Origin of the sequence: Nonomuraea sp. WAC 01424, from assembly GCF_003947315.1 — a bacterium.
GTDB lineage: Bacteria > Actinomycetota > Actinomycetes > Streptosporangiales > Streptosporangiaceae > Nonomuraea > Nonomuraea spiralis.
On sequence record NZ_QHHZ01000017.1, the window covers coordinates 216,688 to 239,854 of the forward strand.

At 70.1% G+C, this 23,167-nt stretch carries 28 protein-coding genes; 12 read left to right on the top strand and 16 right to left on the bottom strand.

Annotation, left to right across the window (positions count from 1 at the left end; all coding sequences use genetic code 11):
• Positions 1 to 56: 56 nt before the first annotated feature.
• Positions 57 to 1,193 carry a ring-hydroxylating oxygenase subunit alpha gene (locus tag DMB42_RS39815; RefSeq protein ID WP_260478207.1) on the bottom strand — a complete coding sequence of 379 codons (1,137 nt, stop codon included), beginning with the start codon at positions 1,191 to 1,193 and terminating at the stop codon, positions 57 to 59.
• A gap of 65 nt (positions 1,194 to 1,258) precedes the next feature.
• The gene (locus DMB42_RS39820; protein WP_221762549.1) at positions 1,259 to 1,741 is read right to left on the bottom strand and encodes a hypothetical protein; all 483 of its coding nucleotides are present in this window, start codon (positions 1,739 to 1,741) and stop codon (positions 1,259 to 1,261) included.
• On the opposite strand from DMB42_RS39820, the gene DMB42_RS54445 reads away from it, so the two are divergent.
• Together DMB42_RS54445 and DMB42_RS39830 are read left to right on the top strand one after the other, a co-directional pair.
• Positions 1,730 to 2,212, top strand: a complete 483-nt coding sequence (locus tag DMB42_RS54445) for a hypothetical protein (protein ID WP_221762552.1) — start codon at positions 1,730 to 1,732, stop codon at positions 2,210 to 2,212. The genes DMB42_RS39820 and DMB42_RS54445 overlap by 12 nt on opposite strands.
• Before the next feature lie 78 nt (positions 2,213 to 2,290).
• The gene (locus tag DMB42_RS39830; protein ID WP_125644068.1) at positions 2,291 to 3,172 is read left to right on the top strand and encodes a hypothetical protein; all 882 of its coding nucleotides are present in this window, start codon (positions 2,291 to 2,293) and stop codon (positions 3,170 to 3,172) included.
• 22 nt (positions 3,173 to 3,194) lie between these two features.
• Here DMB42_RS39830 and DMB42_RS39835 read toward each other — a convergent pair whose 3' ends face one another.
• The 4 genes from DMB42_RS39835 to DMB42_RS39850 all read right to left on the bottom strand — a co-directional run bounded on the left by DMB42_RS39835 (position 3,195) and on the right by DMB42_RS39850 (position 4,718).
• Entirely contained in the window at positions 3,195 to 3,548 is a 354-nt protein-coding gene (locus DMB42_RS39835) for a YbaB/EbfC family nucleoid-associated protein (RefSeq protein WP_125644070.1), read from the bottom strand.
• A 17-nt stretch (positions 3,549 to 3,565) separates the two neighbouring features.
• Positions 3,566 to 3,949, bottom strand: a complete 384-nt coding sequence (locus DMB42_RS39840; RefSeq protein WP_125644072.1) for a hypothetical protein — start codon at positions 3,947 to 3,949, stop codon at positions 3,566 to 3,568.
• A 74-nt stretch (positions 3,950 to 4,023) separates the two neighbouring features.
• Positions 4,024 to 4,386 carry a nuclear transport factor 2 family protein gene (locus tag DMB42_RS39845; protein ID WP_185845110.1) on the bottom strand — a complete coding sequence of 121 codons (363 nt, stop codon included), beginning with the start codon at positions 4,384 to 4,386 and terminating at the stop codon, positions 4,024 to 4,026.
• Between the two features lie 71 nt (positions 4,387 to 4,457).
• Positions 4,458 to 4,718: a hypothetical protein gene (locus DMB42_RS39850; protein WP_125644076.1), complete on the bottom strand. Its 261-nt coding sequence runs from the start codon at positions 4,716 to 4,718 to the stop codon at positions 4,458 to 4,460.
• 201 nt (positions 4,719 to 4,919) lie between these two features.
• Here DMB42_RS39850 and DMB42_RS39855 point away from each other — a divergent pair, with 201 nt between their 5' ends.
• Complete coding sequence (locus DMB42_RS39855) at positions 4,920 to 6,200, top strand: esterase-like activity of phytase family protein (RefSeq protein WP_125644078.1); 1,281 nt, start codon at positions 4,920 to 4,922, stop codon at positions 6,198 to 6,200.
• 28 nt (positions 6,201 to 6,228) lie between these two features.
• Here the strand turns inward: DMB42_RS39855 and DMB42_RS39860 are convergent, their stop codons facing one another.
• From DMB42_RS39860 to xylA, 3 genes are read right to left on the bottom strand one after another with little or no spacing between them, the layout of a single operon-like run.
• Positions 6,229 to 7,332, bottom strand: a complete 1,104-nt coding sequence (locus DMB42_RS39860) for a Gfo/Idh/MocA family protein (protein WP_125644080.1) — start codon at positions 7,330 to 7,332, stop codon at positions 6,229 to 6,231.
• Positions 7,329 to 8,072, bottom strand: a complete 744-nt coding sequence (locus tag DMB42_RS39865; protein WP_125644082.1) for a sugar phosphate isomerase/epimerase — start codon at positions 8,070 to 8,072, stop codon at positions 7,329 to 7,331. Before DMB42_RS39865 ends, DMB42_RS39860 begins: the two co-directional genes overlap by 4 nt.
• A complete protein-coding gene (gene xylA, locus DMB42_RS39870) occupies positions 8,069 to 9,220 on the bottom strand; it encodes a xylose isomerase (protein WP_125644084.1) in 1,152 nt (383 codons plus the stop codon). The genes DMB42_RS39865 and xylA overlap by 4 nt, the downstream gene beginning before the upstream one ends.
• Before the next feature lie 89 nt (positions 9,221 to 9,309).
• Here xylA and DMB42_RS39875 point away from each other — a divergent pair, with 89 nt between their 5' ends.
• A complete protein-coding gene (locus DMB42_RS39875; RefSeq protein WP_260478208.1) occupies positions 9,310 to 10,422 on the top strand; it encodes an ROK family transcriptional regulator in 1,113 nt (370 codons plus the stop codon).
• Between the two features lie 3 nt (positions 10,423 to 10,425).
• Here DMB42_RS39875 and DMB42_RS39880 read toward each other — a convergent pair whose 3' ends face one another.
• The gene (locus DMB42_RS39880) at positions 10,426 to 10,941 is read right to left on the bottom strand and encodes a DinB family protein (RefSeq protein WP_125644088.1); all 516 of its coding nucleotides are present in this window, start codon (positions 10,939 to 10,941) and stop codon (positions 10,426 to 10,428) included.
• Between the two features lie 90 nt (positions 10,942 to 11,031).
• Here DMB42_RS39880 and lysS point away from each other — a divergent pair, with 90 nt between their 5' ends.
• Genes lysS through DMB42_RS39900 form a run of 4 tightly spaced genes read left to right on the top strand, consistent with a single transcriptional unit; the run spans position 11,032 to position 14,961 of the window.
• Positions 11,032 to 12,645 carry a lysine--tRNA ligase gene (lysS, locus tag DMB42_RS39885; protein WP_125644090.1) on the top strand — a complete coding sequence of 538 codons (1,614 nt, stop codon included), beginning with the start codon at positions 11,032 to 11,034 and terminating at the stop codon, positions 12,643 to 12,645.
• Positions 12,642 to 13,181 carry an AAA family ATPase gene (locus DMB42_RS39890; RefSeq protein ID WP_125644092.1) on the top strand — a complete coding sequence of 180 codons (540 nt, stop codon included), beginning with the start codon at positions 12,642 to 12,644 and terminating at the stop codon, positions 13,179 to 13,181. Before lysS ends, DMB42_RS39890 begins: the two co-directional genes overlap by 4 nt.
• Before the next feature lie 60 nt (positions 13,182 to 13,241).
• The gene (locus DMB42_RS39895) at positions 13,242 to 13,970 is read left to right on the top strand and encodes a glycosyltransferase family 2 protein (protein WP_125644094.1); all 729 of its coding nucleotides are present in this window, start codon (positions 13,242 to 13,244) and stop codon (positions 13,968 to 13,970) included.
• Positions 13,971 to 13,989: 19 nt separating this feature from the next.
• The gene (locus DMB42_RS39900) at positions 13,990 to 14,961 is read left to right on the top strand and encodes a ketopantoate reductase family protein (RefSeq protein WP_125644096.1); all 972 of its coding nucleotides are present in this window, start codon (positions 13,990 to 13,992) and stop codon (positions 14,959 to 14,961) included.
• On the opposite strand, the gene DMB42_RS39905 is transcribed toward DMB42_RS39900, so the two are convergent.
• Positions 14,927 to 15,454 carry a DUF6886 family protein gene (locus DMB42_RS39905; RefSeq protein WP_125644098.1) on the bottom strand — a complete coding sequence of 176 codons (528 nt, stop codon included), beginning with the start codon at positions 15,452 to 15,454 and terminating at the stop codon, positions 14,927 to 14,929. The two genes, DMB42_RS39900 and DMB42_RS39905, sit on opposite strands and share 35 nt — an antisense overlap.
• Before the next feature lie 74 nt (positions 15,455 to 15,528).
• On the opposite strand from DMB42_RS39905, the gene DMB42_RS39910 reads away from it, so the two are divergent.
• A complete protein-coding gene (locus DMB42_RS39910; RefSeq protein WP_125644100.1) occupies positions 15,529 to 15,930 on the top strand; it encodes a hypothetical protein in 402 nt (133 codons plus the stop codon).
• Positions 15,931 to 15,932: 2 nt separating this feature from the next.
• On the opposite strand, the gene DMB42_RS39915 is transcribed toward DMB42_RS39910, so the two are convergent.
• Positions 15,933 to 16,346, bottom strand: a complete 414-nt coding sequence (locus tag DMB42_RS39915; protein WP_185845111.1) for a hypothetical protein — start codon at positions 16,344 to 16,346, stop codon at positions 15,933 to 15,935.
• 62 nt (positions 16,347 to 16,408) lie between these two features.
• On the opposite strand from DMB42_RS39915, the gene DMB42_RS39920 reads away from it, so the two are divergent.
• On the top strand, positions 16,409 to 18,310 hold the full coding sequence (locus DMB42_RS39920; protein ID WP_125644102.1) for a nitrate- and nitrite sensing domain-containing protein: 1,902 nt from the start codon (positions 16,409 to 16,411) through the stop codon (positions 18,308 to 18,310).
• On the opposite strand, the gene DMB42_RS39925 is transcribed toward DMB42_RS39920, so the two are convergent.
• Genes DMB42_RS39925 through DMB42_RS53720 form a run of 4 tightly spaced genes read right to left on the bottom strand, consistent with a single transcriptional unit; the run spans position 18,269 to position 20,540 of the window.
• Entirely contained in the window at positions 18,269 to 18,751 is a 483-nt protein-coding gene (locus DMB42_RS39925) for an NUDIX hydrolase (RefSeq protein ID WP_125644104.1), read from the bottom strand. The two genes, DMB42_RS39920 and DMB42_RS39925, sit on opposite strands and share 42 nt — an antisense overlap.
• 10 nt (positions 18,752 to 18,761) lie before the next feature.
• Entirely contained in the window at positions 18,762 to 19,625 is an 864-nt protein-coding gene (locus DMB42_RS39930; protein WP_125644106.1) for a PD40 domain-containing protein, read from the bottom strand.
• 24 nt (positions 19,626 to 19,649) lie between these two features.
• Positions 19,650 to 20,390: an MBL fold metallo-hydrolase gene (locus tag DMB42_RS39935; protein ID WP_260478210.1), complete on the bottom strand. Its 741-nt coding sequence runs from the start codon at positions 20,388 to 20,390 to the stop codon at positions 19,650 to 19,652.
• A 9-nt stretch (positions 20,391 to 20,399) separates the two neighbouring features.
• Positions 20,400 to 20,540, bottom strand: a complete 141-nt coding sequence (locus DMB42_RS53720) for a hypothetical protein (protein ID WP_185845112.1) — start codon at positions 20,538 to 20,540, stop codon at positions 20,400 to 20,402.
• A 391-nt stretch (positions 20,541 to 20,931) separates the two neighbouring features.
• On the opposite strand from DMB42_RS53720, the gene rho reads away from it, so the two are divergent.
• Both rho and DMB42_RS53725 read left to right on the top strand, forming a co-directional pair.
• Positions 20,932 to 22,044: a transcription termination factor Rho gene (gene rho / locus DMB42_RS39940; RefSeq protein ID WP_125644108.1), complete on the top strand. Its 1,113-nt coding sequence runs from the start codon at positions 20,932 to 20,934 to the stop codon at positions 22,042 to 22,044.
• 20 nt (positions 22,045 to 22,064) lie between these two features.
• Positions 22,065 to 23,084, top strand: a complete 1,020-nt coding sequence (locus tag DMB42_RS53725) for a putative RNA methyltransferase (RefSeq protein WP_185845113.1) — start codon at positions 22,065 to 22,067, stop codon at positions 23,082 to 23,084.
• Positions 23,085 to 23,167 lie beyond the last annotated feature (83 nt).

The following is a 23,167-nucleotide window of genomic DNA, read 5'->3' on the forward strand; positions in this document are numbered from 1 at the left end:
GGTGTGTCACATCATGGAAGGTGTCCGGACGCCTCCGAGCGTGACAGCCCCTCCTGTCACCCCTGGTTCAGGTGCCGGCGGTAGGCGTCCAGGACCAGGCCGTGGAAGTGATGGACGGCGTGCTCCGACAACCCCGAGCCGTCCGGGTCGTAAACGATCTTTCCTTGGCTGAACGCGGGTGTGCGCATGCCGCGCTGGACGCTCTCCACCAGGGCGATGTCCTCCACCTGGAGCACCTCGTCGATGTACCGGATGCTGTCCAGCTCGGCCTCGTCGGGCTCGGCGGTCTCCAGGTAGAAGTCCCAGATCTCACGGGTACACTCCGGACCGTCCGGGATGATCTGGAGCACCATGAAGTTCCCGCGGCCGGGGTAGCGGAGCAGGCACGTGTTGGGCCACAACCACCAGACCGCGTGCTCGGTGACCGTCGCGCCCGACACGTCGTACGCGGAGTTCTCCGCCTTCCCCGCCTGGGCCATGTGGCTGGAGTGGATCCCGTACGTGGTGACCTTGTAGGTGCTCATGTCGACCAGGGACACGAAGTCCTTGTGGGCCACGTGACAGTGGTAGCACTCCAGGAAGTTGTCCACGACGTTCTTCCAGTTGGAGGCGATGTCGTAGGTGAGCCGGCGGGCAAGGGTCAGCTCGGCCACGTCCGGCGCCCGCGCCGCGATGTCCGCCTCCAGATCCCCGGCCTGCTCGGACAGGGAGGCCGCGCCGGGGTCGAGGTTCACGTAGACCATGCCGCCGAACTCGGCGACCTCGACCTGGTCCAGACACACCGCGGAGGGGTCGAAGCCCGGCATTCCGCCGGTGTTGCGCGCGCGCCTGAGGCGGCCGGTCAGGTCGAAGTTCCAGGCGTGGTACGGGCACACGATGCTGCGCCGGACGCCGGAACCGGACAGCAGTTCGTGTGCCCGGTGCTTGCACACGTTGTAGAACGCGCGCAGCGTGCCGGCCTCGTCCCGGACGGCGACGACGGGCATACCGGCCACCGTGCCCGTCACGTACCCGCCCGGCTGCCGCAGCCGTTCCACGTGACACAACCACTGCCACGTACGGGCGAAGACGGCCCGCTGGTCGATGTCGTACCACTTCGGGTCGGTGTAGGCGTCGGCGTGCAGGGACATCGACAGGGCGGGATCGGGGTGGTATCCGGCGGAGATGTGATCGAATGCGGGGGTCGAGGTCACCGTACCTCCGATGCAGAGCACAAGCGCGAAAGACCGCGCTACCGGCATCGAGGCTAATGATCCTTTCAGGGAGGATTCAAGGGCCCAGCGCCATACCCCTCAGCAGCCGGAGGAAGTGCCTGAATGCAGGCCGGCGAACAGGCGTTGACCAGCAGCGGCAGGACGTCCGTGGCGACCCGCAGAGAGATCCACAGCTGCGAGGGACCGGCCTCGCCGATCGGCCGGTCGCAGACGCTGCACGTACGGATGACCGTGGCACCCCAGACCCCGGGATCTGGCTCGCCGGTCGCGTCCGGGCGTGGCCGCAGTTCGGGGAACGGCGGGCGCAGCTTGAAGTTCCCGTAGAGCGAGCGGGTGCTGACCGTACTGCGCCGCAGCCCGCCACACCTGGTCAGCTCGTACGGGAACCAGTGCAGGCGGTGGGAGGTGTACGGGGTGAACTCCTCCAGGCCGGCCATCGCGCCGATCTCCGGCGGGATCCGTACGAGATTGCTCCCGTAGAGCACGAGATGCGCCGAGGTGTCCTGTCGCTCGGCATGGAATCGCACGTCCTTCGGCTGCCGCTGCCGCCTGTGCTGGTCGAAACAGTCACACCGATCACGGTCGGCCTTTCCGCCGGGCCCGACCGCGTCCTTCCACAGATTCTCGAAAACCCGCTCGTTCTCCGCCATGCTGCCCCAAGATACGGCGGGTGTCGCTATCTCGGGGGGCGTCCGGAGTGGCTTATGGGATTGATTGCCGTTCGCTCGTGCGCCGGAGGAGGATGGCCACCGGTTCTCGTTCAAGGAACGACCAGCGCATTCTCCATTTCGCTCGCTGATCTCGATGTCCTTCAGGGCCATGTCGATGTCGTCGAGCTGCGACACGGCGGTCTGCTCGGCCTTGGTGATTATCGCGCCGACCGACGCGGTGAATTTCAGCGCGAGCGCGCCGAACTGCGACGGGTACGCGATGGGCGAAGGGCAGCTTTATCCATGCCGACATTCGGGGGTGAGCAGAAATCGGGGTGGTGTTTTTGAGTAAATTGGTGGGATGATCGGACAATTGATCGACGAGAAAAGAGGTGTCGGGTGAGTCCGTCTTCCAAGGCGCTTCCGATGGCGGGATTCATGTTCTCGGCCGCCGGGGTGGGTGGCGTGGTTCTGCAGATGTTGAGCGTGGCCTATCCCGATGGCGACCCGGCCAAGGACCTGGCCGCCGCGGAGTTGTTGCGGCAGCTCGCCGGACGGGTGGACGTGAGCCTGGACGACGTGGAGGAGGTGGCGGCCCGGGTCTGGCGTCCGCCGAGCTCCGGTGTGGGCATCGACGCCTTCAGGACGTACTTCACCAAGGAGGTGGCGCCCTATCCGCCCCGGGTGTCGGCCTACATCCGGGGGCTGGCGGACGCTGTCGACGACTACGCGAACCTGCTGGAGCAGACGCAGCACACGCTGCGGACGATGGCCATGATCCAGTGGCTGGAACTGCTGATGTTCTTCTGCTGGCCGGCGATCGACAAGAAGGTCCAGGTGATGATCAACTGGGCGATCCGCAGGTCGCAGGCACGCCTGCTGCTCAAGATGTTCGAGAACGCGGTGGGCAAGCGGTTCATCTACGCCCTGGGCGGCAGCCTCGCCTACACCGTGCTCGACCAGGCGGTCGTCGACGGGCTCAAGCTGGCAAGGGGCGAGGACACCGGTTCCTGGGGGGACCGCGGCGAGTACATGCTGAAGAACTTCGCCGCGGCCATGGTCTTCTACCATGTCGATCCCGCCAACTTCGGCAAGGCCGCGAACGTCTTGCCGAAGAACCCGGCGGCCCGGAACGCGGTCGTGTTCCTGACCGGATCCAGCATCTTCACCACCACCGCGAACGCGCTCAACAGGCCCGGCGACGTGGCGGACGATCCGGTCAGCCTGTTGCCGACCTGGCAGCAGATGCTCGCCAAGCTGGGGGTGGCCGCGGGCCAGGACCAGTTCAGGCGCTGGCGCAGGTACTGAGGAAGGGCGATCACGAAGTCGGTCAGTCCCGGGTGAAGCGCCGGACCTCGTCGGCGAAGGGCGTCAGACCGGTCGTCATCAGGCCGGCCATCTGGGCGGCGAGGTCCTCGGCGGCGGCGCCCGCGGCGGCGAGTACGGCCTCCGCCACGGCGTCGGCGCCGAGCCGCATGGCCCGCGGGTCGATGCGCAGGCCGCCGAGCGCGCCGGTCGGCAACACCTCGGCCCGCACCTGGCCGTCGGCGGCCTCGCCCCGGCCGCGGACGGCGTCCAGGCTCTCCTGCAGCTCTTCCAGCGGGCGCACGTCGGCCTGGAACTGGGCGAGCAGGCCGCGCATCTCCTCGTCGAGGTAGGGGGTGGGGTCTTCCTGGGCGGTCATCGGCTGGCTCCGGGGTGTCAGGTGGGCTTTGCGGTCTGCGGGACGAGCTTGGGCGGGTCGGACACTTTCGGCAGGGATTCGATGGTTGCCCAGTTCGCGATGTCGAAGCTGGTCTTCATGTCGGCCAGGCGGTCGGCCACCGCGGGATAGACGTCACGCAGGGCGTTGACGTAGGTCTCGGCCTTCTCCAGGGCCGTGGAGTAGTTCTTCCTGAACGTGTTCCCGGTCTCGTCGGTGCCGGCGAAGTCGCCGAGCGCGGCCAGGGCGTCGAGGATCCGGCGGGTGTCCGTGTTCAGTTCGTTGTGTTCCGCGAGGAACGCGCCCGCCGCCTTGGTGAAGGTGCCGCCGCGGACATCGGTGATCGGCAGGCCGGGCGGTGCGGGGGGATCCGGAGTGGGCATGGCTTTCCTCCTGTCGGTACGCCGTCGCCGGAAAGGCGAGTTTCCTACAATACCGACAGGATTACTGGGTTCGACTATGGGGTGTAGACGGGGGCGAGGTCGGCGAAGATGCGGTAGTCGGAGATCAGGCCGTCGTCACGGGTACGCCAGATCGACACGGCCACGACGGCGGCCTCCTTCCCGTCGAGCCGCTGGTACGTCACCTCGGTCTCGGCGATGGTGTCGCCCTCGACCTGCCAGCCCCTGACGATCCGGTGCCGCAGGCCGCCGATGGTCGAGTAGAACGTCCGCAGCCCGGCGGCCACGGCCTCGCGCCCCACCACGGGCTCGGCGTTGCCGAACACAAAGGAGGCGTCCTCGGCCAGGAGTTGCGCGAACTTGTCGGGGTCGAACGAGTCGACCGTGCTGAAAACGCGTCGTACCACCTCGTGGGACATGTCGATCATTCCTCACGTGTACGGGGTCGCTGCTGGGGACGATACGGGACGACGCGTTCCCTGACGATGGGTCAGCCGGCGGCCGGGGACTCGTAGGAGATCGAGACGATCGCGTGGATGGCGAGGTTGTGCTCTCGGGCGCCGCCGGTCGCCGGGTCCGAGGACTCGACGGTGACCAGGGCGTCGCCTCTACGGGTGACGTGGCCGGTGAAGGAGTCGCCGCTCAGCAGGTGTACCGAGATGACCCGGTTCTCGTGGCGGGCGTTGTCGAGAAGGGCGATCCAGGAGGTGGTGAGTCCGGTTCCGGGTGGTTCGAATGGGTCTTGGGCCATAGTTCTTTCCTGCCCGACACGGGAGGGAGGGAACGGCCGGATCGGCGACCTCACCGGCAGGCAAGGAGCACCCACGCGCATCACGAAATGTCACCCATCGGCACGAAATTTCGTGTGAAGTCATGTGCGCTTCAGCAGCCCGTCATCAAGCGTCGATACCTTTCGACCCCTATCTGGAAGTTTGCTGCCAAGGGAAGCGTCATGTCTCGTTCGTTCATCGCCGTGCTGGCCGTCGCCGTGGCCCTCGCCACCACCGTCGCCGCACCCGCCGACGCCGCCTCGGGGCGTCAGCCGCGCATCCTGTCCGACGTGACGCTGCCCGCCCCCGACCTGGCCGCCTTCGAGCCGGGCATCGTCAAGGACTCGCGCGGCGTCAAGCTGGGCGGCGTCGGCAGCGGCCTGTTCCCGGCCCGTCGTTCCGGCGAGTACTGGATGGTCACCGACCGCGGCCCGAACGGCGAGCCCAAGGTCAACGGGGAGAAGCGGCGCACGTTCCCGCTGCCCGAGTTCGCGCCCGCGATCGTCCGCGTCGCCGTACGGCACGACACGGCGCGCATCGTGGAGAGCATCCCGCTGAAGACCTCCGACGGCACCCCGATCACCGGCCTGTCCAACCAGCCCGGCCACGACGAGACCCCCTACACCTGGGACGGCCTGACGCAGCTCCCGTACGACCCGAACGGCCTGGACACCGAGGACATCGTCACCGACGGCCGCGGCGGCTTCTGGCTGGTCGAGGAGTACTCCCCGTCGCTGCTCCACGTGGCGGGCGACGGCCGCGTCCTCGCCAGGTACGTCCCCAAGGGCCTGAACCTCACGGGCACCGGCTACCCGGTCCACGAGACGCTGCCCGCGATCTTCGCCACCCGGCAGCAGAACCGCGGCATCGAGGCGCTCGGCGTCTCCCAGTCCGAACGCGCCCTGTACCTGGCCGTGCAGAGCCCGCTCGCCAACCCTGACAAGAAGACCGGCAAGGCCTCGAACACCGCCCGCATCCTGCGCGTGGACCTGCGTACCGGCCGCCCGACCGGCGAGTGGGCCTACACCATGGAGAACGTGGCCACCTTCGACCCGGCGGCCGAGCAGGGCGACATGAAGATCTCCGCCCTGAACGTGCTGAGCCCCGGCCGCCTGCTGCTCCAGGAGCGCACCGACGCCGTGGCCCGCCTCTACACCGTAGACCTGCGCAGGGCGACCAACCTGCTCGGCGGCCCGCACGACGACCCGGCCACCACGCCCTCGCTGGAGGCGTCGCTGCCGGCGAACGTCACCGTCGCGCCCAAGACGCTCGCCGTGGACCTGGCGGCGATCCCCGGCCTGCCCGGCAAGATCGAGGGCGTGGCGCTGCTCGACCCGGTGACGCTCGCCATCGCCAACGACAACGACTTCGGCCTCGGCACCTTCGACGCCGACGGCCGCCTGGTCGACTCCGGCGTGACCAGCCGGATCCTGACGATCCGCCTGGCCAAGCCGCTCTTCTGAACCCTCCTCGACGGGACGGGCCCCGGCGTCAGGACAACGTGCTCGCGTACGGGTCCCAGCCGCCGGGCAGGAGCTCAGGAGCCGTCACGGCCGAGGTGACCGTACGGAACTCGGCGCTTTCGCCCGACTCGGTGATGGCCTCCATGAGCTCCAGCACGTGCAGCGTCAGCTCGCCCGAGGCCCGGTGCGGCGTGCCCGCGCGCAGCGACCTGGCCAGGTCGAGCACGCCGACGCCGCGCCCGGCGGTGCTCTCGGCGACGGGCACCTCCCGCCAGTCGGCGTCGTGCGGGCCGCGGACGAGCAGCGGGCCGCCGAAGGTGTTGGGGTCGGGCAGCAGCAGGGCGCCTTCGGTGCCGATGACCTCGATCAACTTGCGGCCGACGGGCGAGTCGAAGCTGAAGGTCGCGGTGGCGGTGGCCGTGCCGGGGAAGTCCAGCAGGGCGTTGACGTGGGTGGGGACGTCCACGGGGAACAGCGTGCCGGCCTTGGGCCCCGAGCCGACGACCCGCTCGGCGCGCGCCCTGCGCGTACTGCCCGCGACCCGGGCGACGGGGCCGAGCAGGGAGACGAGCGCGGTCAGGTAGTAGGGGCCCATGTCGAACAGCGGGCCGCCGCCGGGCCGGTAGTAGAACTCGGGATCGGGGTGCCAGGACTCCGGGCCCAGGTTCTGGAACGCGACGGTGACCGCCACCGGCTCGCCGATCAGGCCGGAGCGCAGGGTGTGCGCGGCGGTCTGGAGGCCGGGGCCGAGGAAGGTGTCGGGGGCGCCGCCGACGCGCAGTCCGCGGTTCGCGGCCTCGGCCATGACCTTGGCCGCTTCGTCCAGGTTCAGGGTGAGCGGCTTCTCGCCGTACACGTGTTTGCCGGCGCGCAGGGACTCCAGCGCGACGGCCGCGTGCGCGGCCGGGACCGTCAGGTTGACCACGATCTCGACCTCGGGCAGGGCGAGGATCTCGGCCAGGCTGCCCGAGGCGGGCACGCCGTGCTCGCGGGCCGCGGCGGCGGCCCGGCCGGCGTCGAGGTCGGCGACGCCGAGCACCCGCACGTCAGGGAAGGCGGTGAGGTTGCGCAGGTACTGGCCGCTGATCACCCCGGCGCCGACGACGGCGACGCCGACGGGTCCGCCGTTCATGAGCCCTCCAGACGGGTGAGGTGGGCGTGGCTGTCGGCGAGGGCGGTGAACAGGTCTGTCGCGCACGTGTCGAGCTCGACGATGCGCCAGGCGTCCGGCGCGGCGGCCAGGATCTCGGGCACGGGCATCGCCCCCGCCCCGACCGCCGTGTGCGGCTCGCCCTTGACGACCGGCCCGTCCTTGACGTGCAGCGCCCGCGTACGACCGGCCAGGCGGCCGAGCAGGGCGGGCACGTCCGCACCGCCCACGGCCGCCCAGTACGTGTCGATCTCCAGGAACACCTCGGGGGCGAGCAGATCGGCCAGCGCCTCGATGGCGTGGCGGCCGTCGATCCTGGGCTCGATCTCCCACCAGTGGTTGTGGTAGCCGAGGCGCATGCCGTGCCCGGCCGCCTGTTCGGCCAGGCCGTTCAGCAGGTCGGCGGTGCGCGCGAGGCCGTCGCGGGTGGTGAACTCGGCCTCCGGGATGCCGCCGGGGATGATCACCAGGTCGGCGCCGACCGTGGCGACGGCGTCGAGGACCTCCGCGGGCTCCCGGTCGAGCAGCGCGTACGCGTGCGTGCTGGACACCGCGAGGCCCAGGTCGTCGATCACCCGGCGGAACCCCTCGGGGTCGGCGGTCGGGTCGAAGGGCTCGACGGCGCCGTAGCCGATACCGGCGATGCGCTCCAGCGTGCCGTCGCGGTCGGCGGCGAGCTGGTCCCGGACGGTGTAGAGCTGGACGCTGATGGGCCGGGTCATCCACGGACCCCCATGAGGTGCTCCAGCGCGAGCTGGTTGAGCCGGGTGAAGTGGAAGCCGCGCCGGGCCGCCGCCTCGGGGTCGAAGTCGTCGCCCGCCAGGTCCTGCCAGGTCTCGCCCGGAGCGAGCGTGGGTTGTGCCAGTTCGTCCACACGGGAGGCGCGCAGCGCCTCCTGGACCTCGGGGTCGGCGCGGAAGGCGCGCGACCTGTCCTTCAGGATCAGGTACGTGCGCATGTTCGCGGCGGCCGAGTCCCACACGTCGTCGGGGTCCTCGGTGCGCAGCGGCTTGTAGTCGAAGTGCCGCGGGCCGTCGTAGCCGCCGTTCTCCAGCAGGTCGACCAGGAAGAAGGCGCTCTTGAGGTCGCCGTGGCCGAAGATCAGGTCCTGGTCGTACTTGGGGCCGTGCTGGCCGTTGAGGTCGATGTGGAACAGCTTGCCGTGCCAGAGGGCCTGGGCGATGCCGTGGACGAAGTTCAGCCCGGCCATCTGCTCGTGGCCGACCTCGGGGTTGAGGCCCACCATCTCGGGGTGTTCCAGATCATTGATGAGCGCCAGGGCGTGGCCGATGGTGGGCAGCAGGATGTCGCCGCGCGGCTCGTTGGGCTTGGGCTCCAGGGCGAAGCGCAGGTCGTAGCCGCGGTCGAGGACGTACTGGCAGAGCAGGTCCAGGCCCTCCTTGTAGCGGTCGAGGGCCGCCTTGACGTCCTTCGCGGCGTCGGACTCGGCGCCCTCGCGGCCGCCCCAGCACACGTACGTGGTCGCGCCGAGCGAGGCGGCCAGGTCGATGTTGCGGATGACCTTGCGCAGGGCGTACCGGCGGACGTCGCGGTCGTTGCTGGTGAAGGCGCCGTCCTTGAAGACCGGGTGGGTGAACAGGTTCGTGGTGGCCATCGGGACCTTCATCCCGGTCTCGTCCAGCGCCTTGCGGAAGGCGGCGATCGCCTTGTCCCGGTCGGGCTCGACGGCCAGCAGGTCGTCGTCGTGGAAGGTGACGCCGTACGCGCCGAGCTCGGCCAGCCGGTGCACGCTCTCGACCGGGTCGAGCGGAGGACGGCTCGCGTCGCCGAACGGGTCGCGGGCCTGCCAGCCCACCGTCCAGAGTCCGAAGGTGAAGCGATCGGCAGGTGTGGGAGTGAAGGATGGCATTGTGGGCGTCCCCTACCTTTAGTCCATAATCTGCACATAATCCTGAGGAGGCACGCATGGCGGCGTCAAGGGGGGTCCGGCATGATTCCATGCGTGCCCGAAATCTGGCCGTGGTACTCCAGGCCGTCCACCGTGACGGGCCGCTCACCAGGGCCGGGCTGGCCGAGCTCACCGGGCTGACCAAGACCACCGTGTCCAGCCTGGTCGGGGCCCTGCTGGAGGCCGGGGCGGTGAGCGAGTCGGGCGCCGTGCGCGACGGCGAGCGCGGGCGGCCCGGGGTCGCCGTGGCGCTGAGCGGGCATCGCGTGGCGGCGCTCGGGCTGGAGGTCAACATCGACTACCTGGCCGCCTGCGTGGTCGACCTCACCCGGTCCGTACGCCTGCGCCGCACCCGCCCGGCCGACAACCGCGGCTCCGACCCGGCAGAAGTGCTCCAGAGGCTGCGCGACCTGGTGAAGGAGGTCACCGCCGAAGCAGAGGGGGCCGGGCTGCGGATCATCGGCGCCGCCCTGGCCGTGCCCGGCACGGTCGAGGGCGACCTGCTGCGCAACGCCCCCCACCTGGGCTGGCGGGACGTACGGGTGGCCGACCTGCTCGACCTGCCGTGCGCGGTCGACAATGAAGCGAACCTGGCGGCGCTCGGCGAACTGTGGTTCGGCTCGGGGGCGGCCGACTTCCTCTACGTCTCCGGCGAGATCGGCGTCGGCGCCGGGCTGGTCGTGGACGGGACGGTGTTCAGGGGCACGTACGGGCTGGCCGGCGAGCTCGGCCACGTCGTCGTCACCCCGGACGGCCCCGCCTGCCGCTGCGGCGGCCGGGGTTGCCTGGAGGTGTACGCGGGCCAGGACGCCCTGCTCGGCGAGCTGGACTCGGTCGCCGCCCTGGTGACCGCGCTGGCCGAGGGCGACCGGCGCGCACTGGACGCCTGCGGACGGGCCGGGGACGCGCTGGGGGTGGCGCTCACCTCGGCGGTGCACCTGCTCGACCCCGGCAGGATCGTGCTGGGCGGGATCTTCGCGCCGCTGTTCCCGTGGCTGGAGTCATCCGTACGCGGCGCCCTGGCGGCCAGGCTGCGGCAGATGCGCGGCACGCCGCCCGCCCTGGCGGTCTCGGCCAACGGCGCCGACGCGGCCGTGCTCGGGGCCGCCGGTCTGATCATCCAGCGGATCGTCGCCGACCCCGCGGACGTGCTGGGCCTGTGAGGGTCAGTAGTAGCCCTTGTTCCCGTCGACCAGCTCTCTGACGATGTCGAGGTGGCCGGCGTGCCTGGCGGTCTCCTCGACCATGTGGATCAGCACCCAGCGCAGCGAGGACGCCGCCGACCGGAAGTCGGGGTGCTTGCCGACGTCGTCGAGCGAGTGGGCGGCCACGATCTCGTTGGAGCGCTCGCACTGCTTGGCGTAGTCGTCGAGGAGCTGGGCCAGCGTGACGCCCTCGACCAGCATGTCGGCGTCCTCGGGCTCCTCCAGGAACTGCGGGTTGCCCTCTGAGCTGCCGCCCAGGAAGAGCACCTCGAACCAGCAGTGCTCGGTCCAGCGCATGTGGGAGACCAGCCCGGCCATCGTCATCAGCGGCGAGCTGGGCAGGACGACACGGTGGGCGTCCGCCTCGGACAGGCCCTCGCACTTCCAGTGGACGATCGCGCGCTGCATGTCCAGCCAGCCGACGAGCTGGGTACGTTCGTCGGCCACGAAAGGCGGACGTACACGAGAAGGCGTCATGGGCGCCGAGACTACTTCAGGCCCGTCCGGCAACGCACCGTATTTTCCGCTGGTTGGCGCAGAAGCCCGGCGAGCCACGACAATGGCGCGATGGCGGAAAGTGCAGAGGCCGACTGGGTCTCCAGGTTCGCGGACGAGGTGATCTCCGAGGCGGAGCGTCGTGCCCCGGGCAAACCGATCGTCTGCGCCTCCGGGCTCAGCCCCTCGGGCCCCATCCACCTCGGCAACCTGCGCGAGATCATGACCCCCCACCTGGTCGCCGACGAGATCAGGCGGCGCGGCCTCGACTGCGTCCACCTGCTGTCCTGGGACGACTACGACCGTTTCCGCAGGGTGCCCGCGGGCGTCGACCCGGCCTGGGCCGAGCACATCGGCAAGCCGCTGACCTCCGTGCCCGCCCCGCCCGGCAGCCCGCACGCCAACTGGGCCGAGCACTTCAAGGCCCCGATGGTCGCCGCCCTGGCCGAGCTGGGGATCGACTACCGGGGCATCAGCCAGACCGAGCAGTACACCTCCGGCGCCTACCGCGAGCAGATCCTGCTGGCCGTGCGCGAGCGGTCCAGGATCGACGCGATCCTCGACCGGTACCGGACCAAGGAGGGCGTGCGGGAGGTGGAGGACTACTTCCCGTACAAGCCGTACTGCGAGTTGTGCGAGCGCGACCTCACGCGGGTCACCGCGTACGACGACGAGACGACCGAGCTGGCCTACACCTGCGAGTGCGGGTTCGGCGAGACCGTGCGCCTGGCCGAGCACGACCGCGGCAAGCTGGTGTGGAAGGTCGATTGGCCGATGCGGTGGGCGTACGAGGGCGTGGTCTTCGAGCCGTCGGGCGTCGACCACCACTCCCCCGGCTCGGCCTGGATCGTCGGCGGCCAGATCGTGGGCGAGGTGTTCGGCGGCGAGCAGCCGATCGGCCCGATGTACGCCTTCGTCGGCATCACCGGCATGGCCAAGATGAGCAGCTCCAAGGGCGACGTGCCGACCCCGGCCGACGCGCTGGAGATCATGGAGGCGCCGGTGTTGCGCTGGCTGTACGCCCGCCGCAAGCCGGCCCAGTCCTTCAAGATCGCCTTCGACCAGGAGATCCAGCGCCTCTACGACGAATGGGACGCCCTGGGCCGCAAGGTCGGCCTCGGCCAGGCGCAGCCCGCCGAGCTGGCCGCCCACAACCGCGCCGTGAGCACCGCCGCCGGGCCGCTGCCGGCCACGCCGCACCCGGTGCCCTACCGGACGCTGGCCTCGATCGTCGACATCACCACCGGCCACGACGAGCAGGCGCTACGCATCCTGCGCGACCTCGACGCCGTCGAGGAGCTCGCCCAGGCCCGCCCCCGGCTCGACCGCGCGCAGCGCTGGGTGGCCGACCACCTGCCCGCCGACCAGCGCACCCACGTACGCGAGACACCCGACCAGGAGCTGCTCGACTCGCTCGGCCAGACCGAACGGGAGTCGCTGCGGCTGCTGGCCGAGGGCCTCGACGACTGGACGCTCGACGGCCTGACCAGCCTGGTCTACGGCGTGCCGAAGCTCCAGGTCGGCCTGGCCGCCGACGCCAAGCCCACGCCGGAGCTCAAGGCGGCCCAGCGCGCGTTCTTCGTCCTGCTCTACCGGCTGCTGGTGGGCCGCGACACCGGGCCGCGGCTGCCGACGCTGCTCATGGCCGTGGGCGCGGAAAGGGTACGGAAGCTGGTCGGCGGGTGAAGGGCGTCGTCCTGATCACCGGCATCTCGGCCTCGGGCAAGTCCACGGTCGCCCAGGCCCTGGCCGAACGCCTGCCGCGCTCGGCGCACGTCCGGGGCGACGCCTTCCGCCGGATGGTGGTGGGCGGGCGGGCCGAGATGGCGCCCGGTTCGGAGGAGGAGGCGGTGCGCCAGCTCCACCTCCGCTACCGGCTCGCGGCCCAGACGGCGGACTTGTATTTCGAAGCCGGATTCACGTCTATTGTGCAAGATGTGGTTCTTGGGGCTGACTTGGAGCGGTTCACCAAGTGGGTCCGAAGCCGTCCGCTCCGGGTGGTCGTACTCGCCCCCGACGCCGCCGCCGTCGAGCGCCGCGAACGCGAACGCGCCAAAACCGGCTACGGCACCTGGACGATCTCCCAGCTCGACGCCGCTCTGCGGGCCGAGACGCCGAGGATCGGCCTGTGGCTGGACACCTCCGGACAGACCCCCGAGGAGACCGTCGACGAGATCGTCGCACGCTCGGACGAGGCATTGGTCGGTGGAGATCGCATATAAGTAGGATCACTGCAAGGCAGTGTCAAGTGGGCTGCATGTGTGCAGGTGCACCTTGTAGCCATGAACAAGCAGCCCTTCGCCGCCAGTGTCAGTGTCATCGTCCCCGCGATGAACGAAGCCGAGAACCTTCCCCACGTCTTCGCCACGCTGCCCGCCTGGATCGACGAGGTCATCCTGGTCGACGGCAACTCGACCGACGACACCGTCGCCGTGGCGCGCAGGCTGCGCCCCGACCTGCGGGTCGTCGTGCAGAGCCGGCGCGGCAAGGGCAACGCTCTCATCGAGGGTTTCCAGGCGGCCCGAGGCGACATCATCGTCATGATCGACGCCGACGGCTCCACCGACGGCAAGGAGATCCACTCCTTCGTCGAGACCCTCATTGACGGCGCTGACTTCGCCAAGGGCTCCCGGTACGCCCCCGGCGGCGGCTCCGACGACCTCAGCCCCATCCGCTCGCTCGGCAACAAGTTCCTCACGGGCCTGACCAACCTGCTGTACGGCACCCGCTTCACCGACCTGTGCTACGGCTACAACGCCTTCTGGCGCGACCACCTGGACGCGATGGACCTCGACTGCGACGGCTTCGAGATCGAGACCCTCATGAACGTCCGGGCCGCCCAGGCCGGCCTGGTCATCCACGAGGTGCCCAGCCACGAGCGCTCCAGGATCCACGGCGCGAGCAACCTGCACGCCGTACGCGACGGCTGGCGCGTGCTCAAGACGATCATGCGGGAGCGTACGCGCGGGACCGCCCTGATCCCGCAGACCGAAGTGGCGCTCGCGAAGTAAGAAGTGACATTCTCGGACAATGCGCTACATAGTGATCGGAGCAGGAGCAGTCGGCGGCACCATCGGCGCCCGCCTTCATCAAGGCGGGCACGACGTCGTGCTCGTCGCGAGAGGGGCGCACTACGAGGCGCTCAAACGTGACGGACTCCGCCTGATCACCCCCGAATCCGACGAGACCCTGCACATCCCCGCGGCTCCCGGCCCCATCCCCACCCGCGACGACGACGTGCTGATCCTGGCCACCAAGTCGCAGGACACCCTCGCCGCACTCGCCCCCTGGCCGGTGGACGTCCCGGTCGTGTGTGCCCAGAACGGCGTGGCCAACGAACGTACTGTCCTGCGTAGGTTCGAGCGGGTCTACGGCATGTGCGTGTGGCTGCCCGCCGAGCACCTCGAACCCGGCGTCGTGGTCGCCTACGCCCGCCCGTACTCCGGGTTGCTGCACGTCGGGCGTTATCCCCAGGGTGTGGACGACCTCGCCGGGCAGATCGCCGACGACCTCGGCAAGTACGGCCTGCTCGCCCGCGCCACCCCCGACGTCATGCGCTGGAAGCACGGCAAACTCCTCAACAACCTCGGCAACGCCGTCGAAGCCCTCGCCGGGCACGCCGACGGCATGTACGCGCTCATCGAACGGGCCCGCGCCGAGGCCGTCCGCGTGTTCGACCACGTGGGCATCCCCTACTCCACCGCCGAGGACGAGCAGCGGGTCCGCGGCCACCAGGTGGACGTCGTCCCCGTCGAAGGCGTCGAACGCGGCGGCGGATCGTCGTGGCAGAGCCTGGCCAGAGGCAGCGGCTCGATCGAGGCCGACTACCTCAACGGCGAGATCGTCCTGCTCGGCCGCGAGCACGGCGTGCCGACGCCGGTCAACGAGGTGCTGCGCCGCGAGGCCGACCGGCACGCCCGCGAGAAGCTGCCGCCCGGCTCGATGCCGGTGGAGAAGCTGGCCGCGCTCATCGACGCGCGTTGCGCAGCCGAATCCCGCTGAACTGCATGCTGCTGCCCGTCACCTCGTGCCAGAACGACCACAGGTTGTCCAGCAGGCGTAGCTGAATGCCCGCCTGCTCGTGCAGCTCGAACAGGTCGCCCACCGGTTCGGGCGGGCCGATCGGGACGACCGGGGCCTTCGACACCACCGCGTGCGGCGGGTCACCGATCGGCGCGAACTCGGCCGCGGGCAGGCGGTAGGCGTACAGCCGGACGTCCATGATGGCCCTGAGCCAGCCGTACTCGACGGCGTGGACGCGCTCGCCGCAGCCCGCGCCGGCGATCCGGGCGACGTCCTCGTCCGAGGTGTCCGGCCCCCGCCACGCCATCGCCCGGGGGCAGGCGCGCGGGAACCAGTAGTCGGGACAGCGGTCGTGGCCCACGGCCCACACGTACGGCTCCCCCAGCGCCGACGTCACCGCGACGTGGGGCACGAACCGCTCGATGGTCGGGTCCTCGGAGAAATGCAGCACCTGGCCAGGCTCGGGTCTCATAACCGCCATCATGCGCATACCCCGCCCGCGTCAGGGCAGAAGAAACGCGCTCTGACGACAAGGGGTGAGTTCGGATGGTCTTATTGGGTCTGATCCTGGTCCTGCTCGCCGGCGGCGCCGTCGCCCTGGTGGCGACCGAGGAGACTTCCAGGTACATCCTGTTCGGCAACACGTACCAGCTCGATCACGTGCAGATGTTCCTCGCCGGAGCGGTCACCGCGGCCGCACTGCTGGCGGGACTCTGGATGATCGGCTCCGGGTCGCGCAGGACCGCCAGGAAGCGTCGCAGGCTGCGTACCGCACGGGCCGAGGCCTCCGACCGGGTCTCCCGGCTGGAGGATGAGAAGCGCAACCTGGAACGGCAACTCGAACGCGACCGCGTGACGGGCGACCGGGCCGCGAACGACCGGACCGCGGGCGAACCGGTCGACGGGGACCGGCTCGTGGCGGGCCGTACCGACGACACCAGACCGTGAGCTCAGGGGCGCGAGGGCAGCAACTTGCCCTCGCGCCAGAGCGCGAACCCGGTGACCAGCGCCCCCACCCCTTCCCAGAGCCCCACGCCGAAGAACTTGCCCGGCGCCGCCCCCGTCAGCACCAGCGTGGTGAACACCGCGAACGTCACGAGCCTGAATGGCACGGTCCATCGAAAGAACGGCGTGTAGTCGGCGGAAGCCGCGAAAACGTAATAGACGCCCATGTTCACCGCTGCCATGGACGAAGCAGCCATGTAGACCAGCGTGTAGTCACCGGACGGGCGTACGTCGAGCACCTCGAAACCCAGTAGGACCAGCAGAGAGTTCGGCGAGAGCAACCCGAAGAGCCCGAGTACGAAGGCGAGCAGGCCGAAGACGCCGATGGTCCAACCGGCGGAAGAACGCGGAAGACGCACAGAAATCCTTCCAAAGGGGGGTGTAATCTGCGAGGCGCTCTCATCATGCACCCGGAGGTCGCATGCCCCCCACGCGTGGCCGTCCCATTGCTCTGAAACTCCTCATCCTCCTGCTCGTGCCGCTGCTGTCCCTGGTCGGGCTGTGGGCCTTCGCGGCGGGTCTGACCGGCGGCGACGGCCTGCGCCTGCTGGAGATCAACAAGCTGGCCTCGCACCTGGCCACCCCGTCGGAGCGGGTCAACGTCCAGCTTCAGAACGAGCGGCTGGCCTCGGTCGAGTTCCTGGTCACGCGGCGGGGCGGGGACAAGCTGGCCAGGCAGCGCGGGCAGACCGACCGGACCGTGGCGGCCTTCCGCAAGCTGGCCAAGGACCAGCGCGGCATGTCACCCGAGATGAGCTCGCAGCTCGACGCCCTGAACGGCAAGCTCGACCTGCTGGGCGGCATCCGCGCCGAGGTGGACGACCGGACGGTCGCCCCGCTCGCCGTGATCGACGGCTACAGCCAGATCGTGGACGCCTCCTTCCGCATGTACGACGCCATGGTCCTGGTGCCCGACATGTCGCTCTACCGGCAGGCCAGGGCCGTCACCATGCTCGGCGAGGCCAAGGACCTGCTCTCGCGCGAGCGCGCCATGGTCGTCGTGGTGCTGGCCAGAGGGCGGGTGGAGGCCGTCGAGCGCGAGGCGTTCACCGGGATGGTGGCGACCCGGCGGCTGCTGTACGCGCAGGCGCTCTCGCACCTGGACAGCAGCCTGCGCGGCCCGTACGAGGCGCTGGCCGGCTCGCCCGTCTACAAGGAGTTCCTCGACGCCGAGGACGCCATCAGAGGCCAGGCCGCGATGAACGGCCTGCCCGCCACCGCCGCCACCTGGGAGGTGGACGGCCAGAACCTGTGGACCGCGCTCGAACGCAACCAGGCCGGGATCGTCGAGGGCATCGTGGACCGGGTGAACCCGGCGGCCTCGACCATCCTCATCAAGATCGGCGTGGCCGGCGGCGTGGGGCTGCTCGCCGTGCTCGCCTCGATCCTGTTGTCGCTGCGGTTCCGCAAGCGCCTGGTCCGCGAGCTGGCCGGGCTGCGCGACGCGGCCGCCGAACTGGCCGAAGTGCGGCTGTCCGGGCTGGTCGAGCGGCTGCGTACGAACACGCGCCCGCCCACGACCGCCGAGATCGCGCCGCTGGAGGTCAGGACGGAGACCTCCGAGGTCGCCGACATCGTACGGGCCTTCAACCACGTGCAGTCCACGGCCGTCGAGGCCGCCGTCGACCAGGCCAGGCTCCGGCACGGCGTCAGCCAGGTCTTCGTCAACCTGGCCAGGCGCAACCAGTCGCTGCTGCACCGGCAGTTGCTCCAGCTCGACAGCATGGAGCGGGCCACCGAGGAGCCCGAGATCCTGGCCGACCTGTTCAAGCTGGACCACCTGACCACCCGCATGCGCAGGCACGCGGAGAGCCTGATCATCCTGTCCGACCAGGCCCCCGGACGCGGCTGGCGCAACCCGGTGCCGATCCTCGACGTGCTGCGCGCCGCGGTCGCCGAGGTCGAGGAGTACGAGCGCGTCGAGATCCACCAGCCGCCGCAGGCCGCGCTGCTCGGCGCGACGGTCACGGACGTGGCCCACCTGCTGGCCGAGCTGGTCGAGAACGCCACGCTCTTCTCACCCCCGCAGACCAGGGTGGACGTACGCACCGCGGGCACCCCGAACGGCCTGATGATCGAGATCGAGGACCGCGGCCTCGGGCTGCCACGGGTCGAGCTGGACGAGCTCAACGACCGGCTGGCCAAGATGCCGGAGTTCGACCTGGCCCAGAGCGACCGGCTGGGCCTGTTCGTGGTCGGCCGCCTGGCCGCCCGGCACGACATCAAGGTCACCCTGACGGCCTCGCCCTACGGCGGCCTGACGGCGATGGCCTTCCTGCCCTCAGCCCTCCTGGCCGACCAGCCGGTCCTCGCCGGGAGCTAGGTACGCCATCCCACCCGACTCCCGCGCCCGCGCGGCGGCCAGCAGCCGCCTGTGGGCGTGGGGCGGCAGCAGGCGGGCGGCCTCCTCGTGGGTGTGGAAGCCGTACTCGTCCAGTTCCTCGGCCTGCAACGTGATCGCCGTGCCCGACGGGATCACGCCGCAGTCGAACATGAAGTTGACCATCGCGTACGGCACGTACGCCAGCCCGTCGACCCAGCTCACGGCGAGCAGCCTGCCGACCTCCAGCACCAGGCCGAGCTCTTCGGCGACCTCCCTGGCACACGCCTGCGCCGGGTGCTCGCCGGCGTCGATGATGCCGCCGGGGAAGGACCAGTGGTCGCGGTAGTTGGGCTTGACGAGCAGGGCCCGGCCCCGCTCGTCCGTGATGTACGCTGCGGCCCCGGTGACGACCCGGTTGACCGTGGACCAGAAATCGTTCACCGGGTCAACGTTACGGCAGCACCTGGAGCAGGGCCTGGGTCCTGGCCTTGGCCGGCTCCTCGACCCGCTGGGCCTCCTTGCCCGCCGCGTCCAGCACGACCAGGGTGTTGTGCGCGCTGCCCGCCACCCGCACGACCAGCCGCCCGTCGGCGAGGTAGAACGCGCCGATCAGCCTGCCCTTGACGGCCGGGGTGAGCTGCTTGCCGGTCACCAGGTCGACGACGGCCGGCTTGAAGGCCGCGGGCCAGCTCCCGTCGCCCAGGGCTTCGGGGTTGGCGGGGAACTCCACGACCGCGTTGCGGCCGTTCGGCGACAGGCTCTGCACGTGGGTGACGAGCTTGACGCCCTTGGCCTTGACGGACTTACCGGTCTTGACGTCGAGCCGGTAGACGGCGTCGGCCTCGCCGGTGTACCCCGCGAGGTAGCGCCCGCCCGCCGCCCAGGCCAGGTGGCACACGCCCTTGGAGGTGCCGAGCCGGCGCGCGCCGGTGCCGTCGGCCCTGACGGCCATGATGGTCTCGCCCTTGGCGTAGGCGATCTGGGTGGAGTCGGGGGACCAGACGGGGGTCAGGCACGGCGTGCCGCCCTGGAGCTTGGTGGCCGCGGTGACGGTCTTGGCGCCGTCCTTGACCTGGAGGTTGCCGCCGTCGGTCACCCAGGCGGCCTTCCTGCCGTCCGGCGAGGCCGCGAACTGCGGCAGCGCGCCGATCTTGGCGAGGGTGCTCCACTCCCCTGCTTCGTAGCGGGTGAGCTGGTGGCCGGCGCTTGCGTAGACGGCGGCGCCCGTGAGCTCGGGCGCGGTGGCCGCCGACGCCACGGCGGGGGCCACCAGTACGGCGCCGAGAGCGACACCGGCCACAACACGAATCTTCATGACAGCCTATGGTGCCGTAGCAGATCAAAGACGCATGAACGGCTCGCTGAAATGCGCGGTCGCGATCGTCGCGCGCTCGGCGCGCAGCGCCGCCAGGACGTCGGCGCGGGTGCGCGCGGCGGTCTCCTGGTCGTCGTCGTAGACGTAGTGGACGCCCGGATCGGCCAGTTGCACCGGGTGGAGCACGAGGTCGCCAGTGATCGCGAGGTCGCCGACCCGGGCGATCTGGTGGCCGGGGGTGTGTCCGGGCGTGTGCTGGACGTGGATGCCCGGCGCGACCTCGGCCTGGCCGTCCACGACGTGGAGCAGGCCCTTGAGCGGCGTCAGGAGCCGGTCGAGCGCGACGCCGGAGGCGCCGTCGACCTCGGCCCGCTGGAGCACGTGGCGGGCGTTCTCGAACACGGGCCCGCCGTCCGCGACCGCGCCGCTCGCGTGGTCGCTGTGCAGGTGGGTGAGGATGACGGTGTCGATGTCGGCGGGCACGACGCCCGCCGCCGCCAGCTCACCGATCAGTACGCCGGGAACGGGCGCCCAGCCGGCCGCCGGGGAGTCCTCCCCGCCGATGCCGGTGTCGACGAGGGTGAGGCGGCCTGCGCCGTCGCGCAGCAGGTAGCAGTGGAAGTGCAGGACCCACTGATCGTCATCGGGGCTGGAGCCGGGGAACATCTCGGCGAGCGGAAGGCGGATCGCGGGGCCCATCGGGCCCACCGCGTCGCAGAGGGGCGTCACCTCGACGCCCGAGACGGTGATGGGGCTGTGCTTCATCCCGCCAGGCTAGGCGGCCACGGGCTGGCGCGGAACGTACTCGTTCTCGACATCGGCGGCGAAGACCGCGCGGCGGCAGTGGGCGCAGCGGTACATGATCGGGCCCTCGTCGAGTGTGTGGTGGCACTGCGGGCAGTGGACGGTCTGCATGGTGATCCCCCAAGGAGTTCGGATGTCTCTATGGAACCCCCGTCGAGTTGCAGGGGTCCTGCATGTCACTTGACACGATGCCGCTGCTTTTCTGGGGGTTCTGTGCCTTTCGCTACACCGGTGGCCGGTAGTTTTCCTCACGGCTCGGTGCGATGAAGAACATTGTCACGCGTACGGGCCGGGACGCGCGGGAGAACACACCAGAACCGTCCGGGAATAGTCCAAGAGGGCTAGGCGTTTGATGGGGCGGAACGTGTGGTATCTTCCCCACAAGCGTTGAGCTTCAGCTCCGCTGGTCTTCCTCATCAAGCCCCGCCCAGGTTCTCCGGGCCCGGCTTCTCATCGAACTCGCCGATCTCTGCTCGGCGTATCTCCCCCAAAGGGGCTCATCATGACTGTTCACACCATTCCGCAACAACGCGCGGAAACGCCCGTACGGCAGGTGAGCGGCCTCCTCGACGTGCACGAGAAGTCCGCCCACATCCGCGCGGAACACCTTCCGGGGCCCGGTGACGTCCGGGTGCCGCCCGAGAAGGTCAAGCAGATCGGCCTGCGGCGCGGCGACCACGTCGTCGCCTCCGCGGCCGGGGGCAAGCTCGCCGCCGTCGTGTCCGTCAACGGACTGACCGACTGGCGGCACCGGCCGCACTTCGAAGAGCTGACGCCCGTACATCCGGACGAACGGCTCGTCACCGAGACCGAGTCGCTCAGCACCCGGGTCATCGACCTGGTCGCGCCGATCGGCAAGGGACAGCGCGGACTCGTCGTGGCGCCGCCCAAGGCCGGCAAGACGATGGTCCTCCAGGCGCTGGCCGCCGGGATCAGCCGCAACCATCCCGAGGTCCACCTCATGGTCGTGCTCGTGGGCGAGCGGCCCGAGGAGGTGACCGAGATGCGCGCCTCCATCCAGGGCGAGATCTTCGCCTCCACCTTCGACCACCCCGACCGTGACCACGCCGCCGTCGCCGAACTGGCCGTCGAGCGCGCCAAGCGCCTGGTGGAGACCGGCCGCGACGTCGTGCTGCTGCTCGACTCGCTGACCCGGCTCGGCCGGGCCTACAACAACCTCGCGCCCGGCGGCGGCCGGGTGCTCACCGTCGGCATCGACGCCCGTGCCCTCTACCCGCCCAAGCGTTTCTTCGGCGCCGCGCGCAACGTCGAGGGCGGCGGCTCGCTGACCATCCTCGCCAGCGCCCTCGTCGACACCGGCTCCCGCATGGACAACAGCCTGTACGAGGAGTTCAAGGGCACCGGCAACATGGAACTCCACCTCGCCCGCGACCTGGCCGAGCACCGCCTGTTCCCCGCGGTCGACCTGGAGGCGTCCGGCACCAGGCGCGAGGAGATCCTCCTGCACCCCGAGGAGCGGCAGGTGATCTGGCGGCTGCGCCGCACCCTGGCGGGCCTCGACCGCCGGCAGGCCCTGGAGACGCTCATGGGCAAGCTGCGTACGACACCGTCCAACGCCGCCTTCCTGCTGGAGGCGCTGCGCGCGGCCGCCTGAGGCCCCTGGAGAATGGGCGCATGCTGGCCGACATCGTCGAACACCTGATCTGCCCCGTCTGCCGTGCGGACGTGGAGCTCGCCGACGGCACCCTGAGGTGCGCGCGCGGGCACTCCTTCGACGTGGCCAAGCAGGGATACGTCAGCCTGCTCACCGGCTCACGACCGCCCGGCACCGCCGACAGCCCCGCGATGGTGGCCGCGCGGGCCGCGTTCCTGGAGGCCGGCCACTACGATCCGCTGGCCGCGGCGCTGGCGGAGGCCGTGCGGGCGCGTACGGATGCCGGGAGCGCCCCAGAAAAACGTGAATCTTCTACTGAATCGAATGACGGAACCGGGCCGAGAGCGTACCGTGGGGCGGGTGTGGAGGCCGGTCCAGGAGTTGGACCGGTGATCGTCGAAGGTCGTGGCGCGGCGGGCAGGGTCGCACCAGTGATCGTCGACGCCGGTACGGGCACCGGGCACTACCTGGCGGCCGTGCTGAATGCGGTGAACGGTGGCATCGGGATGGCGTTCGACGTGTCCAAGCACGCCGTACGGCGGGCAGCGCGGGCGCATCCGAGGCTGGGGGCGTTCGTGGCGGACGTGTGGCGGCCGCTCCCGATCCGGCATGGGGTGGCCGATGTGGTGATCGATGTGTTCGCGCCCAGGAACGGGCCCGAGTTCCGCAGGATCCTGCGCCCGGGCGGTGCGGCGATCGTCGCGACGCCGGCCGCGGCTCATCTGAGCCCGCTGGTCGAGGAGCTGGGGCTGCTCTCGGTGGACGAGGAGAAGGATCGCCGCGTGGCCCGCAGCATGGAGGGGTTCGCACAGACCGGGCGGCACACGATCGAGTTCGACATGAGACTCGGACAGGACGAGATGGTCCAGGTCGTGGGAATGGGCCCGAGCGCGTGGCACACTGATCCCGCCGAGCTAGAAGCCCGCATATCCGGATATTTCAGCCGACGTGCCGAGAATGGCCAGAATAAAGTTACGGTCAGAGCCGCGTTTCATCTGTCTATCTTCGAGCCTGAGCCCGAATCAAGACCTGTTCCTTGACGGGCGTCTGCGACTGGTGTTACTGATGGGGCATTTAGTCCGAAATTCCCCCACATTCCCCGAGTATTTCCCCGACTCAGGCG

Coding starts and splice junctions, on each gene's coding strand:
- DMB42_RS54445 (WP_221762552.1), top strand. CDS start 1,730: ATGGAATCGCACGTCCTTCGGCTGCCGCTGCCGCCTGTGCTGGTCGAA.
- DMB42_RS39830 (WP_125644068.1), top strand. CDS start 2,291: ATGGCGGGATTCATGTTCTCGGCCGCCGGGGTGGGTGGCGTGGTTCTG.
- DMB42_RS39835 (WP_125644070.1), bottom strand. CDS start 3,548: ATGACCGCCCAGGAAGACCCCACCCCCTACCTCGACGAGGAGATGCGC.
- DMB42_RS39840 (WP_125644072.1), bottom strand. CDS start 3,949: ATGCCCACTCCGGATCCCCCCGCACCGCCCGGCCTGCCGATCACCGAT.
- DMB42_RS39845 (WP_185845110.1), bottom strand. CDS start 4,386: ATGTCCCACGAGGTGGTACGACGCGTTTTCAGCACGGTCGACTCGTTC.
- DMB42_RS39850 (WP_125644076.1), bottom strand. CDS start 4,718: ATGGCCCAAGACCCATTCGAACCACCCGGAACCGGACTCACCACCTCC.
- DMB42_RS39855 (WP_125644078.1), top strand. CDS start 4,920: ATGTCTCGTTCGTTCATCGCCGTGCTGGCCGTCGCCGTGGCCCTCGCC.
- DMB42_RS39860 (WP_125644080.1), bottom strand. CDS start 7,332: ATGAACGGCGGACCCGTCGGCGTCGCCGTCGTCGGCGCCGGGGTGATC.
- DMB42_RS39865 (WP_125644082.1), bottom strand. CDS start 8,072: ATGACCCGGCCCATCAGCGTCCAGCTCTACACCGTCCGGGACCAGCTC.
- xylA (WP_125644084.1), bottom strand. CDS start 9,220: ATGCCATCCTTCACTCCCACACCTGCCGATCGCTTCACCTTCGGACTC.
- DMB42_RS39875 (WP_260478208.1), top strand. CDS start 9,310: ATGCGTGCCCGAAATCTGGCCGTGGTACTCCAGGCCGTCCACCGTGAC.
- DMB42_RS39880 (WP_125644088.1), bottom strand. CDS start 10,941: ATGACGCCTTCTCGTGTACGTCCGCCTTTCGTGGCCGACGAACGTACC.
- lysS (WP_125644090.1), top strand. CDS start 11,032: ATGGCGGAAAGTGCAGAGGCCGACTGGGTCTCCAGGTTCGCGGACGAG.
- DMB42_RS39895 (WP_125644094.1), top strand. CDS start 13,242: ATGAACAAGCAGCCCTTCGCCGCCAGTGTCAGTGTCATCGTCCCCGCG.
- DMB42_RS39900 (WP_125644096.1), top strand. CDS start 13,990: ATGCGCTACATAGTGATCGGAGCAGGAGCAGTCGGCGGCACCATCGGC.
- DMB42_RS39905 (WP_125644098.1), bottom strand. CDS start 15,454: ATGAGACCCGAGCCTGGCCAGGTGCTGCATTTCTCCGAGGACCCGACC.
- DMB42_RS39910 (WP_125644100.1), top strand. CDS start 15,529: ATGGTCTTATTGGGTCTGATCCTGGTCCTGCTCGCCGGCGGCGCCGTC.
- DMB42_RS39920 (WP_125644102.1), top strand. CDS start 16,409: ATGCCCCCCACGCGTGGCCGTCCCATTGCTCTGAAACTCCTCATCCTC.
- DMB42_RS39930 (WP_125644106.1), bottom strand. CDS start 19,625: ATGAAGATTCGTGTTGTGGCCGGTGTCGCTCTCGGCGCCGTACTGGTG.
- DMB42_RS39935 (WP_260478210.1), bottom strand. CDS start 20,390: ATGAAGCACAGCCCCATCACCGTCTCGGGCGTCGAGGTGACGCCCCTC.
- DMB42_RS53720 (WP_185845112.1), bottom strand. CDS start 20,540: ATGCAGACCGTCCACTGCCCGCAGTGCCACCACACACTCGACGAGGGC.
- rho (WP_125644108.1), top strand. CDS start 20,932: ATGACTGTTCACACCATTCCGCAACAACGCGCGGAAACGCCCGTACGG.
- DMB42_RS53725 (WP_185845113.1), top strand. CDS start 22,065: ATGCTGGCCGACATCGTCGAACACCTGATCTGCCCCGTCTGCCGTGCG.